Here is a 16,770-nt window from a genome sequence, read left to right as displayed (position 1 = left end):
AACGCGGCCGCGACGCGAGCGGTTTCCGGACGAAGAGGGCCAGGTGGGCATGACGGGGGCGGCACGGAGCACGAGGTTCCCGTTCGGCGTGGCCGCACTGCTGGGAATCTGGGGACTGACCAGGTTCGTGCTGCTGCTCTTCGTGGCCAAGGTGTACGTCTTCCCAGGTCCGGACGTCACCAGCGACGTCTCCGTGATCTACCACGGCTGGTACGGGGTCCTGCGGAACGGCAGTTTCCCGCTGAACGACGTGACCTGGCAGTATCCGCCGGCCGCCTCCCTCGCGATCCTCTCCCCCGCCCTGCTGCCGTTCCTGGCCTACCCGCAAGCCTTCTTCGTGCTGGCCTTCTTCGCCGATCTGGTGGTGTTCGGACTGCTCCTGTACGCGGGCCCGCGCTCCGGCAAGACGCTGCGCGGCGCCTGGGTGTGGGCCGTCGGGGTTCCGCTGCTCGGACCCACCGTGTACGCCCGCTACGACGTGATGGTGACGGCCGTCGCGGTCGCCGCGCTGCTCGCCGGAGCCCGCCATCCCCGGGTGATGGGGGTTCTCACGGGCTTCGGCGCGATGGTGAAGGTCTGGCCGGTCCTGCTGCTGCTCGCCGCCGTGCGCCGCCGGGCCTGGGTGTGGGCCGCGGCGACGACGGCCGGGATCGCGGCGCTGTTCTGGATGACGATGCCGGGCGCGTTCGCCTTCCTGACCTTCCAGCGCGACCGGGGCACCGAGGTGGAGTCGCTCGGCTCCCTCGTCTTCCACGTGGCCCGGCATCACGGCTGGAACGGACGGGTGCTGCTCAACTACGGCTCGGTGGAGTTCGTCGGCCCCTACGTCGACCTGGTGAGCACGGCGGCGCTGTTCCTGAGCGTGCTGGCCTTCGGCTGGCTGCTGCTGTGGCGGCTGTGCGCCAAGCGGTTCCTGCCGCACACGCTCGCCGACGCCGCGTTCACCGCCGTCCTGATGTTCACGGCCACCAGCCGGGTCATCAGCCCGCAGTACCTGGTGTGGCTGGTCGGCATCGCGGCGGTGTGCCTCTGCTTCCGCGCGAGCCGGATGGCCGTGCCCGCCTGCCTGGTGCTGGTCGCGTGCTTCGTGACGGTGCTGGAGTTCCCCACCTGGTTCGCGGACGTCGTGGGCAGCACCACCCTCGGCGTCACCCTGCTCGTCGTCCGCAACGGCCTGCTGGTGATCGCCTCGCTGCTCGCCGCCCGGCGACTGTGGCGCGACACGGTCTCCGAGCCGACGCCGGCGCTCCCGGCTCAGGCGGCCCGCGCCAAGGAGACCCTGGCGTCCTCCTGACGCCGGGCCCGCCCGGTCCACAGCCACAGGGCCGCGCACTGCACCGTCATGGACAGGGCGAGGGCCAGGCAGATCCCGGGCAGACCGAATCCGGACAGGGCGTGGGCGAGCGGTAGCTGGACCGCCGTGCCGGCCAGTGTCACCCGGAACAGCACCGGCGCTCCCCCGCTGCCCTCGAAGACCCCGCCGACGGCGATGAAGCAGGCCATCAGCAGCAGGTAGGGGCCGGCGCAGCACAGGAACAGCACACCGTCGTGGGCGACCGCAGGACCGGCGCCGAAGGCCCGCATGATCCAGGGGGCCAGGGCGCACAGGAGCCCCGCGGCGAGCAGGCCAACGGCCCCCGAGACGAGGACGGCCTGCCGGGCGATGGCGCCCCGCTCGTCGCGGCCCTCGCCCCGTGTGTGCGAGGTGTGGATCGAGGCGGCCTGCCGGACCGCGTAGAACGCCATGGTGGCGACGTACATGACCTTGTACGCGATCCCGTACGCCGCCACCGCCGTCGTCCCGAGCCGGGCCACGATCGCGACCAGTACGAGCGCCCCGCCCTGCCGGACCGTGAAGTCCGCGGACATGGGCAGTCCGGTCGTGAGGGTGCGGCGCAGCGCGGCGCCGGTGGCCTCGGCGGGCACCGCGCCGGCCGTCTCGGTCAGCAGGGTGTTCCGGCGCAGGGCGCGCAGGCCCGCGCCGAGGGCCACGCAGCGGCAGAGCACGGTCGAGACGGCGGCGCCCCGGACGCCGTACGCGTGGATGAGGAGCGGGTCGAGGCCGAGGATCAGGCCGTTGGCCAGCAGGGCGAGGCGCATCGGGGTGCGGGTGTCGCCGGTGCCCTTCAGGATGCCGTCGACCAGGTTCTGGACGAAGAAGACGGCGATGCCGGGCAGTGAGACGGCGAAGTACCGGACGGCGAGGGTCAGCGCTCGTCCGTCGTCGCCCAGCACCAGCCGGGCCAGCGGCTCGCGCAGCAGGTAGCCGCCGAGCGCGATCACCGGCGTGACCAGGGCGCAGAGCGCCCAGCCTCCGCGGACCGCCGCCCGGACCGCGCCCGGCCTGCGGGCGCCCCGGGCGTGCGCGACCAGGACGGTGGTGCCGGAGGCGAAGACCAGGGCGACGCCGAGCAGCACGTTCTCGGTGTTGGTGGCGACGGCGACGGCGGCCACCGCGTCCTTGCCCAGCCGGGAGACCCAGAGGGTGTTGATGATTCCGGCGGCGACGGAGGCGAGCAGCGAGAAGTAGACGGGGTGGGCCAGCGTCATGAGCTGCTTGCGATGGGCGTTCACACGGCCTCCCTCGATACGAGCTACATCGTTTCGAGGTAGCTCGGTAAGAGGTACCATGGCCGCGCGAAACCCCGCAAGCGCCGGCAGCACCGGACACCAGTGAGGAGCCGACCGGATGCTGGAGCTGTCGATCCTGGGCTTTCTGTACGAGGAGCCCCTGCACGGCTATGAGCTGAAGGAGCGCATCAAGGCCCTCAGCGGCCATGTCCGCCCGGTCAGCGACGGCGCCCTCTACCCGGCGATCACCCGCCTGGTCACCGCGGGGCTGCTCGGCCAGCACACCGAGCCCGGCAGCAGCGCCGCCCCGCGGCGCATCCTGTCGCTCACCGACAAGGGCCGCGAGAGCCTCATGGAGCGGCTGCGCCACCCCAAGCAGGCCGAGATCACCGACCAGGTCCGCTTCAACACCCTGCTCGCGTTCCTGCGCCACCTGGACGACCCCCGCGAGCAGGCCGCGGTGCTGCGCCGGCGCCAGGACTTCCTCAACACACCGGCGAGCTTCTTCTACCGGGACGGCGAGCCCGTGCGCGCGGAGGAGGCCGGCGACCTGTTCCGGCAGGGCATGCTGCGGGTGGCGCGGGCGACGGGCGAGGCGGAACGGGCCTGGCTCGCGGAGGCAGTCGCCCGGCTGGAGGAGTGAACGGCGTCGCCCCCGAAGGGCGAACAGCCTTCCCTGTCAGCCGAGTTGATCCCTGAGGTACTGCCGCCACAACTGGGTGAACCGCTCCGGGGTCGTGTGCAGCACGTCCCGCAGCGCGTCCTCGACGGCGCCCGCGCGCCCGGGGTGGTCGCCCACCGCCCGGTAGAAGTCGTTCAGCCGCACCTCGCCCCAGTGGTCGGCGATCAGCCGGCAGGCCATCCAGCCGCCCTCGTAGGCCCGCGCCAGCCGGCCCGCGTCCGAGGTGAACCCGAAGTCCCCGTCCTCGGGCAGCGCGGCCGGGACCTGCCCCTCCACCACGGCGCGCTCCAGCTCCGGCGCGACCTGCCCGGGTGCCCGCCCGCTGCCGCGGTAGCCGGCCCAGTCCGCGTACCCCTCGGAGAGCCACAGCGGGGTGGCGGCCGTGGTGTGGGCGCGGGTGGCGACGTGCGTGGTCTCGTGGGTGAGCACGACCTGCTTGCCGAGGTCGCCGAGAACGCCGTACGCGTCCGGGTTGACGATGATCCGGTCCGCCGGCGCCTTCGCCGAGCCGCCCGCCTCACCGGTGGTGACCGCCGCGATCCCCCGGTACCCGGACACCGGGGCCCCGAGCAGCCCCGCCATCCCCTCCAGCGACTTCGGTACGAGGACGACGACATGCCGCGCCCAGTCCGTGCCCCAGGCCTCCGACACGGCGGGCACGGCGCGGTCCGCGAGATCCGCGAAGGACCGCAGCCGCGCACCCGGCTGCCCGACGCCGAGGACGAGGCTGTGCTCGCCCCGCACGGCCGTCACGGCTCCCTGGTCCCACAACTGGGCACCCCCCTTGCCCGCGGGCAGGTCGGAGGTGACGCGCCAGGCTCCGCCGGTACGGGCCAGCCGCAGGGCGCGGTCCACGGTGACGGGCGCGGTGTCGTAGCCCCGGACGCGGTAGCTCAGCTCGGCGCGGGCGGTGGCCCGGTCGCCGGAGCGGTGCAGAGCGGTCAGCCGGTAGGACCAGCCGGCCAGCGGCACCTCGCGCAGGTTCGCGAAGCCGGTCCCGGTGGCTGTCCCGGTGGCCCGGAAGGCCGCCTCGTCCCGGTCCAGGACCGCGGCCGCCCGCCGGTCGAGGACCCGCCGCACCGCGGCCGTCGCGGTGTCCGAGGACGCCCGGCCTCCGCAGCCGACGAGCACGGCGAGCAGCAGCACCAGGGAGAGCCCCGCTCGCGACGCACACCTTCGACCGGCCATCCTCCCGATCGTACGGTGCCCGCGCCCGCTCGCCGGACCGCGCGACCGGAGCCGACCGGGCGCCCCCGCGCGCCCCGTCAGACCCGGGTGACGGACGAGATCGGCATCATCCCGACCGGGTCGTAGCGCACCGGGGCACCCGGGTAGGGCGCGTGGATCACCTGGCCGTTGCCCACGTACATCCCGACGTGGCTGGCGTCGGACCGATAGGTGACCAGGTCACCGGGCCGCGCCTGGGAGAGCGGCACCTGGTGTCCCGCGTACCGCTGGGCCTGCGAGGTGCGCGGCAGACCGACCCCGGCGTGCGCGTACGACCACTGCATGAGGCCCGAGCAGTCGAATCCGCCCGGCCCGTTGGCGCCCCACACATAGGGCCGGCCGAGTGCCGAACGGGCCGCGGCGACGGCGATGGCCGCGCGCGACGAGGACGCGACGGCGTCACCGAGGCCGGGCAGGTCGGCGCGGGTCGAGCGCGAGGCCCGGTCGAAGGCGGCACGGTCGGCGTACGGCATCGAGTGGAGAAGCTGCCGCGCCTTGGCGAGTTTGCCCTCGATGACCCGCTTGTTCCGGGCGACGGCCGTGCGGCTGCGCTCCAGTTCGGCGAGTTTCCCGTCGGCCAGCGCGCGCTCCTGCGAGAGACCGCGCAGGGCGAACTGGAGGTCCTTGAGTTCACCGGCCTGCCGGGCGCTGATCCGGTCCAGCTCGGAGGCCTTGTCGAGGTAGTCGTCCGGGCTGTCGGAGAACAGCAGCGCAAGGGAGGGGTCGAGACCGCCGGAGCGGTACTGCGCCCCGGCGAGCGAACCCAGCGCGTCCCGCATGGTGTTGACGCGCTCCTGCTGCCGGGCGATCTCGTCCTGGACCGTGCCGATCTGCTCGCGCAGCGCGTCGCCGCGCTCGTCGGCCTCGTTGTACGCCTCGGTGGCCTTCTCCGCCTGGGTGTAGAGGCGGTCCACCTCGGCCCGGGTGTCGTCCTGCGGCGCCGCGGAGGCGGGCAGGGCGCCGATCGCGACGGCCGCCGCGGACATCACGCAGGCGGCGACGCCGAAGGCGCCGGCGCCCCGGTCGAAGCCGGTCGGTGCAATGCGGCGATGGAACCCCACGGGTAGCCGCTCTCCCTTCCGCTGACGGTCCCCCGCCGTCGGGGGATCGCGCCAGACAGTAGCCGGGCGACTACGCGTCGGCCAAAGGCACGCGCGGGCACACAAAGTGACGCCCCGCCGGAGACGCAGGTCACCGACGGGGCGTGGGGTCAGCGGGAGTTGTCGCAATTCGCCCGTTTGGGCGGAGCGGCAGGAGGTCCCTGCGGGCGGCGGACGTCCGATCCGACCGCCCGTACGGATCAGATACGGACGCCGAACTGGAAGGGCATGTTGGCGATCGCCTCGTAGCGGACGACCGCGCCGGTGTGCGGGGCGTGCAGCACCTGGCCGCCGCCCGCGTAGAGGCCGACGTGGTGCTGGTCGCCGTAGAAGATGACCAGGTCGCCGACCTGCAGGTCGCTCTGCGAGTAGATGCGGGTGCCCGCGTTGGCCTGGGCCTCCGAGGTGCGCGGTATGGAGACGCCGGCCTGGGCGTACGCCCAGGAGGTGAGGCCCGAGCAGTCGAAGGAGCTGGGACCGGAGGCGCCGTAGACGTACGGCGAGCCGATCACGCTCTGGGCCGCGGCGAACGCGGCGCCGGCCCGGCCCGAGGCGGCCTTGGTGGTGCCGAGGTCGACGCGCTCGCTGGCGCGGGTCGCCCGCTCCTGCTCCTTGGACGCCAGTGCCGCCTTCTCCTGCGCCGTCAGCGAGTTCAGGAGCTTCTGCGCGGAGCCCAGCTTGTTCTGGACTTCCTTCTTCTTGCTGGCGAGCTCGGTCCGGGTGTCGGCGAGGTCCTGGAGCTTCGCGGAGGCCTCGGCACGCTGCTGGGCGAGCGAACGCTGCTTCTCCTGGACCTTCTTGAGCGACTCGACCTGCTGAGCGGTCAGCTGGTCCATCGCCGACGCCTTGTCCAGGAAGTCGTCCGGGTTCGAGGAGAGGAAGAGTGCCACGGAGGGGTCGATGCCGCCGGTGCGGTACTGGGCACTGGCCATCGAACCGAGACCGTCACGCAGGTCGTTGAGCTCCTGCTGGCCACGGGCGACGTTGTCCTGGAGAGCGCTGATCTGCTTCTGCAGCTTCTGCTGCTTCTCCTTGGCGCCGTCGAGCTTCTCAGTGGCCTGCTCGGCCTCCTGGTACAGCTTGTCGACCTTGGACTTGACCTCGTCCTTGTTCGGCTTCTCGGACGGCGCGGCGTTCGCGGCGTTGGCACTGAGAGCAACGGCAGCGGCAGCGACGGTGGTGAGCACGGTCACACGGGTGCGGCTCGGCTGCTTGGGTCGACGGTGGGACGCCACGAAGGCGAGCTCCTTCTTCCTCCAGCCGCCTGCCGAGAACGCCGACGGGCGGTGCCCCTCCACCGTCACTCCTCATGAGTGATCACCCTAGTTGGAGGTTCGAGGCATGACCCTAGTGACCTTCTTGTGATCAGTTCAAATCCAAACCTGAAAATTCTTTGTCACCGAGCGCATTCTTTGCAATCAACTCACCTGCAGTGATGTGCGCTTGACACTACGTCGCGTGAAGATGCGACGAATACGGTCATCCAGCCCAGAGGTTACGCATGGTGCGTAGGTTGCTCATGCGACTTAGCGCCCGGATCGCCGCGCGCACGAAACCCGAGGCCGGGAACGGGAGATGACATCCCGAGAGCGCGGCGAGAGCGCGACGGGAAGCGTCACGGAAGCGGACGAACGTGAGGAAACGCGCGGAAGGAAGCGCGCGAAAGGAACACAAGCGAAGAACAGAACGAAAAGGATCGGTCAGCCGCGCGAGAAGCGCTTGAGGAGCACCACCGACGCCACCGGCCGGGCGCCCGCCTTGGCGATGCCGTCGGCCACCTCACGGTCGGTCGAGACGACGATGACCGGCCGGCCGGGCGGCTCGGCACGCACCAGCTGACGGATCAGCTCGTCCGCCGTGACACCGGGCTTGGAGAACAGCACCCGTACCCCGCGCGGCGGCGCCAGCAGCACCGGCGCGGCCAGCTCGGCCCCGTCGAAGACGCAGGTGACCTCGGCGCCGGTCTGCGCGGCCAACTGCGAGAGCTGCCCGAGCAGCCGCAGCCGCTGCTTCTCCAGCGGCATCTGGGGATAGCCGGTCTTGGTGACGTTGTAGCCGTCGACGACCAGATGCGCCTGGGGCAGCGCGAGCAACTGGTCCAGGATCGCCGGGTCGTTCTCGGACAGCGCCCGGGTGGCGATGTCCTTGGGGGTCATCCGTCCCGGCTCGACCGCCTCCACGGTCTCGGCGGGGCGGACGGAGACAGGGGGCAGCGCCAGTTCCCGGCGCAGGCCCTGGGCCGCGTCCAGCACGGTGTCGAGCAGCAGCCGCACCCGCATGTCCTCGACGCTGCGCCCCTCGCGGGCCGCCTTGCGGGTGGCCTCCAGGGCGGCCTCGGCCTCCGCGAGCCGCGCCTTGAGCCGCCGGGTCTCGCTCTCGGCGACGGACACCTGGGCCTGGCCCTCCGTCTTCGTCGCGTCCGTCTCCGTCTGGAGCTTGCGCAGGGCGGCCTCGCCCCGCTTGACGTCACTGAGGGCGCTGCGCAGCTTGCGGTGAAGCGATTCCGCTTCCTTCCTGGCCGACTCCAGTTCCGCGCGCAGCCGTTCGGTCTCGGCCCTCGTCTGCCCGCGGGCCTCCGCGAGTTCCGTGCGCAGCCGCTCCAGCTCGGCGCGGCTCTCCTCGCCGGCGCGCTCGGCGTCCGCCCGCAGGGCTTCCTCGCCTGCGGCGGTCACCAGCTTCACCCAGCCCGCGGGGCGCAGCACATAGGCCGCGGCCGCCACGTCCAGCGGATCCGCGGCCGGCGGCGGCGCGCCCGAGTCCAGGGCGCCGATGAGCTCCGCCTGGGCCTCTCTCAGCTTCTCGGCGATGCGCTGCCGGAACAGCGGGTCCGTCTCCAGCGCCGCGGCCATGGCGTTACCGGCGAACTTGGCCCGCCGGTTCGGGGCGAATCGGGCGTACTGCCGCAACTGGACCGGGAGTTCGGTCATGGTCAGCCCGCCGAAACCGTCCGAGACGATCTGCACGACGCGTCGGCGCACGCCGTCGGGCAGCGGACGGTCGAGCACCTCGGCGGTGCCGTCGTCCGGCTCCCCGCCCGTGGTCTCCACCATCCGTCACCCCAACTATCCGTGTGGGGCCCGCTCCGTCAGGAGCCGGCGCCCGGCCTGTCCACGAGTTCGACCTGATCCACCGCGTTGCACCAGCGGCACCGCACCGACTCGATGGTCTCACTGACCACCTCGCGCTCCTCGATCTTCGGCTCACCGGCCAGGTCGAGATGTACGTACTCGACGACCTTCGAAGAGCGGGTCACGTCGAAACGCGTGAGGTTGCCGCAGAGGGCGCAGCGCCAGCGGGTCTTGGCGTCGGGCAGGGGAACCGTCATAGGGCAGTCGCTTTCCTTCTAGTGTCCGTCCGGCGCCGGTCTCCCGGTGCATGTGGCTCGTAACCCTACGGCCTGGCGGGTACTCGACGCTCGGCTGCCCACGGCGGCGAGGCGGTCCGTACGCATCGGTCCGGTTACGTCATGCTCTGCAACATGATCGGCAATTGGAGTACGGCGGCCGGCAGGGCGCTGCGGGGGCAGTCGGCGCCGGTGACGTACGGGCTGATCGTCCTGTGCTGTCTGGTCTTCGTGATCGGTCCCGCGTCGGGCCTCGATCCCGCGTACGGCACCGGGGACGAACTGCTGGCCGCCCAGCGGGCGTACTTCCGCCGCTGGGGCGTGGTGCCGGCCGAGCTGTTCGGAGGGGCCCCGCACGAGGCGCTCACCCCGGCCACCGCCCTGTTCATCCACGGCAGCTGGCTCCACCTCCTGGGCAACATGCTCTTCTTCTACGTCTTCGGGCTGATGGCCGAGGAACGCATGGGTCACCTGGAGTTCGCCCTCTTCTACCTGGGCTGCGGGTACCTGGCCCTGCTCGGCTACGCCGCCGCCAACGCCACCTCGCAGCAGTCCCTGGTCGGGGCCTCCGGGGCCATCTCCGCGGTGCTCGGCGCGTTTCTGTACCTGTTCCCCAAGGCGCGGGTGACCAGTCTCTTCCCGTTCCTGTTCTTCCTGCCGCTGCGCTTCCCGGCCTGGGTGGTGCTGCCGTTCTGGTTCACCCTGCAATGGCTGGCGGCGGGCCGCAGCGCCTCGGGACCGGGGGTCGCCTATCTGGCCCACCTCGTGGGCTTCTCCCTGGGATTCGTGTACGCCTGGGCGCGGTTCCGCCGCCGTACGGCCGCCGTGCCCGCTCCGGGGGTGCTGCCGGGGCCCCCGGTGGATCAGCCGGGCCGGGTGGACCGCGAGTAGGGTGAGATCCCCAGCAGTGGCCCCCTAGGGAGAGAACCAGCCGTGATCACCGCGATCGTCCTCATCAAGACCAGCGTGGACCGGATCCCCGAGATCGCCGAGTCGATCGCGTCGCTGGAGAGCGTCAGCGAGGTCTTCTCCGTCACCGGCACCTACGACCTGATCGCCATGGTCCGGGTCAAGGCCCACGACGACCTCGCGGACGTCATTCCCGGCAAGATCAGCAAGATCCCGGGCGTCGAGGCGACGGACACGCACGTGGCGTTCCGTACGTACTCCCAGCACGACCTGGAGGCGGCGTTCGCGATCGGTCTCGACTCCTGACCGACGGAACACCGCCTCCCGGCACCGCCTCCTGACAACCCCCTGCGGGCGAACGTCCCGAGGGCGTCAGACCGCCGGGACGCAGCGGCCGCCCTCGGTGCGGTACTGCCAGCGCGCACCGTCCCTGACGAGCTCGCGCACCGCGCGGACGAACCGCTCGACGTGCTCGTCGGGGGTACCGGCCCCGAAGCTGACGCGGATGGCGTTGAGGGACTTCTCGCCGGGGGCCGCCTCGGGGGCGCCGCACTCCCCCTGGGTCCCCGGGTCGCTGCCGAGCAGCGTGCGGACCAGCGGGTGGGCGCAGAAGAGGCCGTCGCGGACACCGATGCCGTACTCGGCGGAGAGCGCGGCCGCGAAGTGCGAGCTGTTCCAGCCCTCGACGACGAAGGAGATGACGCCGACCCGCGGGGCGTCGTCACCGAAGAGCGAGAGGACCCGGACCTCGGGGACCTCGGCGAGGCCCGCGCGGACGGTACGGATCAGGTGCTGCTCGCGGGCGAGAAGGTTGTCGAAGCCCTCCTCGGTGAGCGCCTTGCAGGCCGACGCGATCGAGTAGGCGCCGATGACGTTCGGCGAACCGGCCTCGTGCCGGGCGGCGCTGTCGTGCCACTCCACGTCCACGCCGCCGTCCGTACGCCGGGTGACCTTGCGGCTGGCGCCGCCGCCCGCGAGGTAGGGCTCGGCGGCGAGCAGCCAGTCGGAGCGGCCCGCGAGGACACCGGAGCCGAAGGGCGCGTACAGCTTGTGCCCGGAGAAGGCGACCCAGTCGACGTCGAGGTCCTGGACCGACACCGGGTGGTGCGGGGCGAGCTGCGCGGCGTCGAGGACGATCCGGGCGCCGTGGGCGTGCGCGGCGGCGGCCAGTTCCCGCACCGGCCACAGCTCCCCGGTGACGTTCGAGGCGCCGGTGACGCAGACCAGGGCCGGTCCGTAGCCCCCTTCAATGGACACAGTGCGGGCGGCGAGGGCGCGCTCCAGGGTGGCGACGGCCTCGCCGGGGGTGCGCGGGGCGTTCAGGTACGTCACCCGGGCGTCGCGCCAGGGCAGCAGCGAGGCGTGGTGCTCGGTCTCGAAGACGAAGACCTGGCAGTCGGCCGGGAGCGCGGCGGCGAGCAGGTTGAGCGAGTCGGTGGTGGAGCGGGTGAAGACCACCTGGTCGTCGGCGCGGCAGTCGAGGAACTCCTCGACGGTCCTGCGGGCGTTCTCGAAGAGGTCGGTGGACAGCTGCGAGAGGTAGCCGGCGCCCCGGTGGACGCTGCCGTAGTACGGGGCGTACGCGGCCACGTCGTCCCACACCCGCTGGAGGGCGGGCGCGCTGGCGGCGTAGTCGAGGGCCGCGTAGGTCACCTCGCCGCCGGTGACGAGCGGGACGGTGACATCCCGGCCCAGAACGGCCAGAGGGGCACAAACGGTCTGGTCGGCGGCAACGGTGGAGACAGACATGGCGAGCTCCTGTGAGAGGCAGGCGGGATCACCGCGCGAGCCGGCCGCCCGAGGGCAGCGCTCAGCGCGGAAAAGGTGAAAAGGGTGTGCGGGGGCGGGGCTCGGCGCCCTATCGCATTCGCTTGCTCACAGAAGGCTCCCTCGAACGACCAGGACCCCTGGTTGCGTCCGCCCGATGGGCGGGAGGGGTCCGCGCTTGCCGTAGGCCTCGCTGCCTACGACCTGGTCTTCACCCGGGGCACCCCGCCACGGACGGAGGGTTGCCGGACAGTCGGCCGGGGCCTGATGACTGTCACTCATGACCTGATACAGCATCCTGCCAGAGGATCTTCCACGCGCAAGGCGCAGTCCAGATTCTGGACTGCGCCTCGCTCCGTGCCACCGGCGGATCAGGCGTTGCTGGCGGCCACCCAGCGGTCGAGCGTGCGCTTCGCGGCGCCGGAGTCGATCGCCTCGGCCGCCTTCTCCATTCCGTCGCGGAGCTGGTCCGCGAGCGGTGCCCCGGTCGGCGAAAGAGCCACCAGGGCCGCCGCCGAGTTCAGCAGCACCGCGTCCCGTACGGGACCGGTCTCGCCGTCCAGCAGGCGCCGGGCGACCTCCGCGTTGTACGAGGCGTCGGCGCCGCGCAGGGCCTCCACCGGGACGATGCCGAGCCCGACGTCGCGCGGGTCGAAGCGCTCCTCGGTGACCTTGCCGTCGCGGACCACCCAGACATGGGAGCCCCCGGTGGTGGTCAGCTCGTCGAGACCGTCGTCGCCGCGGAAGACCAGCGAGGAGTTGCCGCGCTCGGCGAACACGCCCGCCACGATGGGCGCCATCCGGGGATCGGCGACACCGACCGCCTGGGCCTTCACCCGCGCCGGGTTCGTCAGCGGCCCGAGCACGTTGAAGGTCGTCCGGATGCCCAACTGGCCGCGTGCCGCCGCCACATGACGAAGAGCCGGGTGGAACTTCACCGCGAAGCAGAAGGTGATCCCGGCCTCCTCGGCCACCTCGGCGACCCGTTTCACCGTCAGTTGGAGATTGACGCCGAGCTTCTCCAGGACGTCCGACGAGCCGGACGCGGAGGACGCGGCCCGGTTGCCGTGCTTGACGACCTTGGCGCCGGTGCCGGCCACCACGATCGAGGACATCGTGGAGATGTTGACGGTCTTCGCGCCGTCGCCGCCCGTTCCGACGATGTCGACGGTGTGTCCCGGCACTTCGATGACATTGGCGTGCTCGTACATCGCCCGGACGAGTCCGGAGATCTCCTGGACGGTCTCGCCCTTGGCCCGCAGGGCCACCACGAACCCGGCGATCTGGGCGTCGGTCGCCTCGCCGCGCATGATCCGGTCCATCGCCCAGGCCGTGTCGTCAGCGCTCTGGTCGCGGCCTTCGAGCAGGCCGTTCAGTACCGCGGGCCAGGAACGGCCCGCCGCGGTGTCGCCTCCAGCGGGGTTCACAGCGCTCATGGTCGCTCCTGGGTTCGTAGGTCACGCGGTCTCGGGTGCCGCGGTCGTGGGTGACGCGGGGTGGATCACCCCGCACCACGGGGTGAGTCCACCCTATCCAGCCCGGGAGACGGCAAAGAGCCCCGTCCATTGCCTGGACGGGGCTCCTGCCGTGGCGAACTGCCGGGGATCAGTGGTGGCCGTGGCCGCTCGTGATCTCCTTGTACTCCTCGACGGTGGGCTTGGGGATCTGGCCTTCCTCCCCGTAGAAGCCCTCGCTCATCCTGGCGCGCAGCTTCTGCGCGCCCGAGACCTTGCGCTCGACACCGTTCTCGTCGACCGTCGGGCCGATCTCGGCCGGCTTGTACTGGTCGTGCGCGGTGAGCGTGTGCAGCGCGTCCTGGCTGAGCGGCTCGTGGACCTCGATGAACTCACCGTGCGGCAGGCGCTTGATGATGCCCGACTCACGGCCGTGCAGCACCTTGTCCCGGTCCCGGCGCTGGAGGCCGAGGCAGACCCGCTTGGTGGCCATGAAGGTGAGCACCGGCACGACGAAGAACGCGATCCGCACGAACCAGGTGATCGAGTTGATCGCCAGGTGGAAGTGCGTGGCCCAGATGTCGTTGCCGCCGCCGACGAGCAGGACGAAGTACCAGCTGATCCAGGCGGCACCGAACGCGGTCCGGGTCGGGACGTTGCGCGGGCGGTCCAGGATGTGGTGCTCGCGCTTGTCGCCGGTGACCCAGGACTCGATGAACGGGTAGACCGCGATCGCGACCAGGACCAGCGGGAAGATCACCAGCGGGATGAACACGCCCAGGACGAGCGTGTGACCCCAGAGGTTGATCTCCCAGCCCGGCATGACACGGATCAGGCCTTCGGAGAAGCCCATGTACCAGTCGGGCTGGGCGCCCGTGGACACCATGTCCGGACGGTACGGACCCATGGCCCAGATCGGGTTGATCGAGGCGATCGCCGCGATGGCCGCGATGACACCGAAGACCAGGAAGAAGAAGCCTCCGGCCTTGGCCATGTAGACCGGCAGCAGCGGCATGCCGACGACGTTGTTGTTCGTCTTGCCGGGGCCCGCGAACTGCGTGTGCTTGTGGTAGAAGACCAGGATCAGGTGGCCCACCACGAGGCCGAGCATGATGCCCGGCAGCAGCAGCACGTGCACCGAGTAGAAGCGGGCCACGAAGTCGCCGCCCGGGAACTCGCCGCCGAACAGGAAGAACGACAGGTACGTGCCCACGATCGGCACGGACAGGACCGCGCCTTCCATGAAGCGGACACCGGTGCCGGAGAGCAGGTCGTCCGGGAGCGAGTAACCGGTGAAGCCGGTGAACATGCCGAGGACGAACAGCAGGAATCCGAAGACCCAGTTGACCTCACGCGGCTTGCGGAACGCACCCGTGAAGAACACGCGCATCATGTGCACGAACATGCCGGCGAGGAAGATCAGCGCCGCCCAGTGGTGGATCTGCCGGATCAGCAGACCACCGCGCACATCGAAGGAGATGTGCATGGTCGAGTTGAACGCCTCGGACATCAGCTGGCCCTGCAGCGGGATGTAGCTGCCGTGGTACTCCACCTCGTTCATCGACGGGTGGAAGAACAGCGTCAGGTACACACCCGTGAGGATGATGATGATGAAGCTGTACAGGCAGATCTCACCCAGCATGAACGACCAGTGGTCGGGGAAGATCTTGCGCATGTTGGACTTGGCCAGGGAGTAGATCCCCAGACGGCCGTCGGCCCAGTCGGCCACCCGCTCACCGGCGGGCGCCTTCTCGCGCGAGGAGCGCGAGTCGGAGGTGGTGGTAGTGCTCATCCGCGCTCCCAGAATGCAGGACCGACGGGCTGCGTGAAGTCGCTGAGCGCCTCGAGGTAGCCCTCAGCGTTCACACCGATCTGCAGCTGCGGCAGGGCGTGACCCGCCGGGCCGAAGATGACCCGGGCGCCGTCGGAGAGGTCGAAGGTGGACTGGTGGCACGGGCAGAGCGCGTGGTGCGTCTGCTGCTCGTACAGGGAGATCGGGCAGCCGACGTGGGTGCAGATCTTCGAGAAGGCCACGATGCCGTCGTAGGACCACTCGACTTCCTGCTTGTCCTTGATGTTGTCCGGCTGGAGCCGGATGATCATCAGGGCCGCCTTGGCGATCTCCTTCTGGAAGTCCTCGTCGTCCGTCTCCAGGCCCTCGGGCTTGGCGAAGGTGAGCGAACCGACTGCCACGTCCGAGGGACGCAGCGGCTCGTTCGTGTTCATGTTGACGAGGAGCTTGCCCTTGGACCACAGCGTGTGGCGCAGCTTCGTGCCGGGCAGCGGGCCGAGGTCGCGCAGCAGCATGACGCCGGAGAGCGGGAACAGGGCCAGCGCGCCGAACATCGTGTTGCGGATCAGCTTGCGGCGGCCGAGCGCGGACTCCTTGGCACCGGCCTTGAAGTCGGCCATGACCTTGGCCTTGACCGCGGGCTCCGCCTCGATCGGGTGACGCTCGTCGGCGATCTCCACGTCGGACATCAGGGTGCGGGCCCAGTGGACCGCGCCCGCGCCGATGGCGAAGAGCGCCACACCGAGCGACATGCCCAGCGCGAAGTTCAGCGCGCTGATGTGCCCGAGCGGGAAGACGAAGATCGACTTGTCGTTCGGGATCGCCACGTACGAGGTGATGAAGCCGACGGTGGCCAGCATCGACAGCACGAACAGCATGGCGACAAGGCGCTCGGACCGCTTGGCGGCCCGCTCGTCGATGTCCTGGATGCGGTGCTCGTGGGGCGGCAGCCCCGGGTCCGCGAACGGGTTCTGCTCGTCCGCGACGGCTACCGAGCCATGACCGTGCTCGGCGTGGTCGTCGGAGGCCCGCTCAGCGGGCACGTTCTCTTCTGGAATGTCTTGGCTACTCATGACTTCTTGGCCTTTGCGGTCCGAGCGGCGACCCAGACGGCGACGGCGACCAGGGTTCCGAGACCGAAGACCCAGCCGAACAGGCCCTCGCTGACCGGCCCGAGGCCGCCCAGCTCAAGACCGCCCGGGCTCTCGGTGTCGTCACCGTTGACCGCGTCGAGGTACGCGATGATGTCCTTCTTGTTCTTCTCCGTCAGCGTGGTGTCGGGGAAGGACGGCATGTTCTGCGGGCCCGTCTGCATGGCCTCGTAGATGTGCTTCGGGTCGACACCCTCCAGGCTGGGCGCGAACTTGCCGTGCGTCAGCGCGCCACCCTTGCCGGTGAAGTTGTGGCACTGGGCGCAGTTGGTGCGGAAGAGTTCACCGCCGTTGGCGATGTCCGCGCCCTCGGGGCTGACCTGGCTCTTGGTCGGAATCGTGGGTCCGGCGCCGAGCGAGGCGATGTAGGCCGCGATCTGGTCGATCTCGGCCTGCGAGTAGATGACCTTCTTGCGCGGGATCTGAGCGCCCGGCTGCTGGGCCGGCATACGGCCGGTACCGACCTGGAAGTCGACCGCCGCGGCGCCCACACCCACCAGGCTCGGACCGTCGGAGCTGCCCTGACCGCCGGATCCGTGGCAGCTTGCGCAGCCCACGGAGTACAGCTTCTGGCCCTCGGTGATACCGAGGGACTGGGCGGTTTCATCGGCCTGCGCCTTGCCCGCGGGAGCGAACGCGGCGTACAGCCCCCCGGTGGCCGCCAGCGCGAGGAGTAGGACGACGACCGCCGCCAGCGGATGGCGTCGTCGTGCGGAGAGCTTTTTCACGGATTACCCCGGTGTCAGGATCTTCTGCGTCGGTGCTTCTGGATGT

At 70.7% G+C, this 16,770-nt stretch carries 15 protein-coding genes and 1 riboswitch; of the genes, 4 read left to right on the top strand and 11 right to left on the bottom strand.

Features of this window, described 5'->3' with window-relative positions:
* Positions 1–49: 49 nt before the first annotated feature.
* Positions 50–1,294, top strand: a complete 1,245-nt coding sequence (locus tag OHT01_RS28585; RefSeq protein WP_328558303.1) for a glycosyltransferase family 87 protein — start codon at positions 50–52, stop codon at positions 1,292–1,294.
* Here OHT01_RS28585 and OHT01_RS28580 read toward each other — a convergent pair.
* Positions 1,255–2,574, bottom strand: a complete 1,320-nt coding sequence (locus OHT01_RS28580; RefSeq protein WP_328555979.1) for an MATE family efflux transporter — start codon at positions 2,572–2,574, stop codon at positions 1,255–1,257. The genes OHT01_RS28585 and OHT01_RS28580 overlap by 40 nt on opposite strands.
* Positions 2,575–2,689: 115 nt before the next feature.
* Here OHT01_RS28580 and OHT01_RS28575 point away from each other — a divergent pair, with 115 nt between their 5' ends.
* On the top strand, positions 2,690–3,214 hold the full coding sequence (locus tag OHT01_RS28575; protein ID WP_328555978.1) for a PadR family transcriptional regulator: 525 nt from the start codon (positions 2,690–2,692) through the stop codon (positions 3,212–3,214).
* Positions 3,215–3,250: 36 nt separating this feature from the next.
* Here OHT01_RS28575 and OHT01_RS28570 read toward each other — a convergent pair whose 3' ends face one another.
* From OHT01_RS28570 to OHT01_RS28550, 5 genes are all read right to left on the bottom strand, one after another.
* The gene (locus OHT01_RS28570; protein WP_328555977.1) at positions 3,251–4,441 is read right to left on the bottom strand and encodes a hypothetical protein; all 1,191 of its coding nucleotides are present in this window, start codon (positions 4,439–4,441) and stop codon (positions 3,251–3,253) included.
* 77 nt (positions 4,442–4,518) lie between these two features.
* The gene (locus OHT01_RS28565; protein WP_328555976.1) at positions 4,519–5,541 is read right to left on the bottom strand and encodes a C40 family peptidase; all 1,023 of its coding nucleotides are present in this window, start codon (positions 5,539–5,541) and stop codon (positions 4,519–4,521) included.
* A gap of 239 nt (positions 5,542–5,780) precedes the next feature.
* Entirely contained in the window at positions 5,781–6,815 is a 1,035-nt protein-coding gene (locus tag OHT01_RS28560) for a C40 family peptidase (RefSeq protein WP_328558302.1), read from the bottom strand.
* A 465-nt stretch (positions 6,816–7,280) separates the two neighbouring features.
* Positions 7,281–8,630, bottom strand: coding sequence for an NYN domain-containing protein (locus tag OHT01_RS28555; RefSeq protein WP_328555975.1), 1,350 nt, complete (start codon positions 8,628–8,630; stop codon positions 7,281–7,283).
* Positions 8,631–8,665: 35 nt separating this feature from the next.
* The gene (locus tag OHT01_RS28550) at positions 8,666–8,905 is read right to left on the bottom strand and encodes a hypothetical protein (protein ID WP_328555974.1); all 240 of its coding nucleotides are present in this window, start codon (positions 8,903–8,905) and stop codon (positions 8,666–8,668) included.
* A 153-nt stretch (positions 8,906–9,058) separates the two neighbouring features.
* Between OHT01_RS28550 and OHT01_RS28545 the strand changes: the two genes are divergently transcribed.
* Both OHT01_RS28545 and OHT01_RS28540 read left to right on the top strand, forming a co-directional pair.
* Positions 9,059–9,814: a rhomboid family intramembrane serine protease gene (locus OHT01_RS28545; protein WP_328555973.1), complete on the top strand. Its 756-nt coding sequence runs from the start codon at positions 9,059–9,061 to the stop codon at positions 9,812–9,814.
* 42 nt (positions 9,815–9,856) lie between these two features.
* On the top strand, positions 9,857–10,138 hold the full coding sequence (locus OHT01_RS28540) for an Lrp/AsnC family transcriptional regulator (protein WP_326788250.1): 282 nt from the start codon (positions 9,857–9,859) through the stop codon (positions 10,136–10,138).
* Between the two features lie 66 nt (positions 10,139–10,204).
* Here OHT01_RS28540 and OHT01_RS28535 read toward each other — a convergent pair whose 3' ends face one another.
* The 5 genes from OHT01_RS28535 to qcrC all read right to left on the bottom strand — a co-directional run bounded on the left by OHT01_RS28535 (position 10,205) and on the right by qcrC (position 16,724).
* Complete coding sequence (locus tag OHT01_RS28535) at positions 10,205–11,581, bottom strand: aminotransferase class V-fold PLP-dependent enzyme (protein WP_328555972.1); 1,377 nt, start codon at positions 11,579–11,581, stop codon at positions 10,205–10,207.
* Positions 11,582–11,768: 187 nt separating this feature from the next.
* A riboswitch (SAM riboswitch) is annotated at positions 11,769–11,885 on the bottom strand.
* A gap of 85 nt (positions 11,886–11,970) precedes the next feature.
* Positions 11,971–13,035: an anthranilate phosphoribosyltransferase gene (gene trpD / locus OHT01_RS28530; protein WP_328555971.1), complete on the bottom strand. Its 1,065-nt coding sequence runs from the start codon at positions 13,033–13,035 to the stop codon at positions 11,971–11,973.
* 169 nt (positions 13,036–13,204) lie between these two features.
* The gene (gene qcrB / locus OHT01_RS28525; protein ID WP_328555970.1) at positions 13,205–14,845 is read right to left on the bottom strand and encodes a cytochrome bc1 complex cytochrome b subunit; all 1,641 of its coding nucleotides are present in this window, start codon (positions 14,843–14,845) and stop codon (positions 13,205–13,207) included.
* Positions 14,842–15,918: a cytochrome bc1 complex Rieske iron-sulfur subunit gene (gene qcrA, locus OHT01_RS28520; protein WP_328555969.1), complete on the bottom strand. Its 1,077-nt coding sequence runs from the start codon at positions 15,916–15,918 to the stop codon at positions 14,842–14,844. Before qcrA ends, qcrB begins: the two co-directional genes overlap by 4 nt.
* Positions 15,915–16,724 carry a cytochrome bc1 complex diheme cytochrome c subunit gene (qcrC, locus tag OHT01_RS28515; RefSeq protein WP_328555968.1) on the bottom strand — a complete coding sequence of 270 codons (810 nt, stop codon included), beginning with the start codon at positions 16,722–16,724 and terminating at the stop codon, positions 15,915–15,917. The genes qcrA and qcrC overlap by 4 nt, the downstream gene beginning before the upstream one ends.
* Positions 16,725–16,770: the final 46 nt, after the last annotated feature.

This window comes from Streptomyces sp. NBC_00358 (assembly GCF_036099295.1).
Classification (GTDB): Bacteria; Actinomycetota; Actinomycetes; order Streptomycetales; family Streptomycetaceae; genus Streptomyces.
This window is presented reverse-complemented; position numbering and strand designations above follow the sequence as displayed.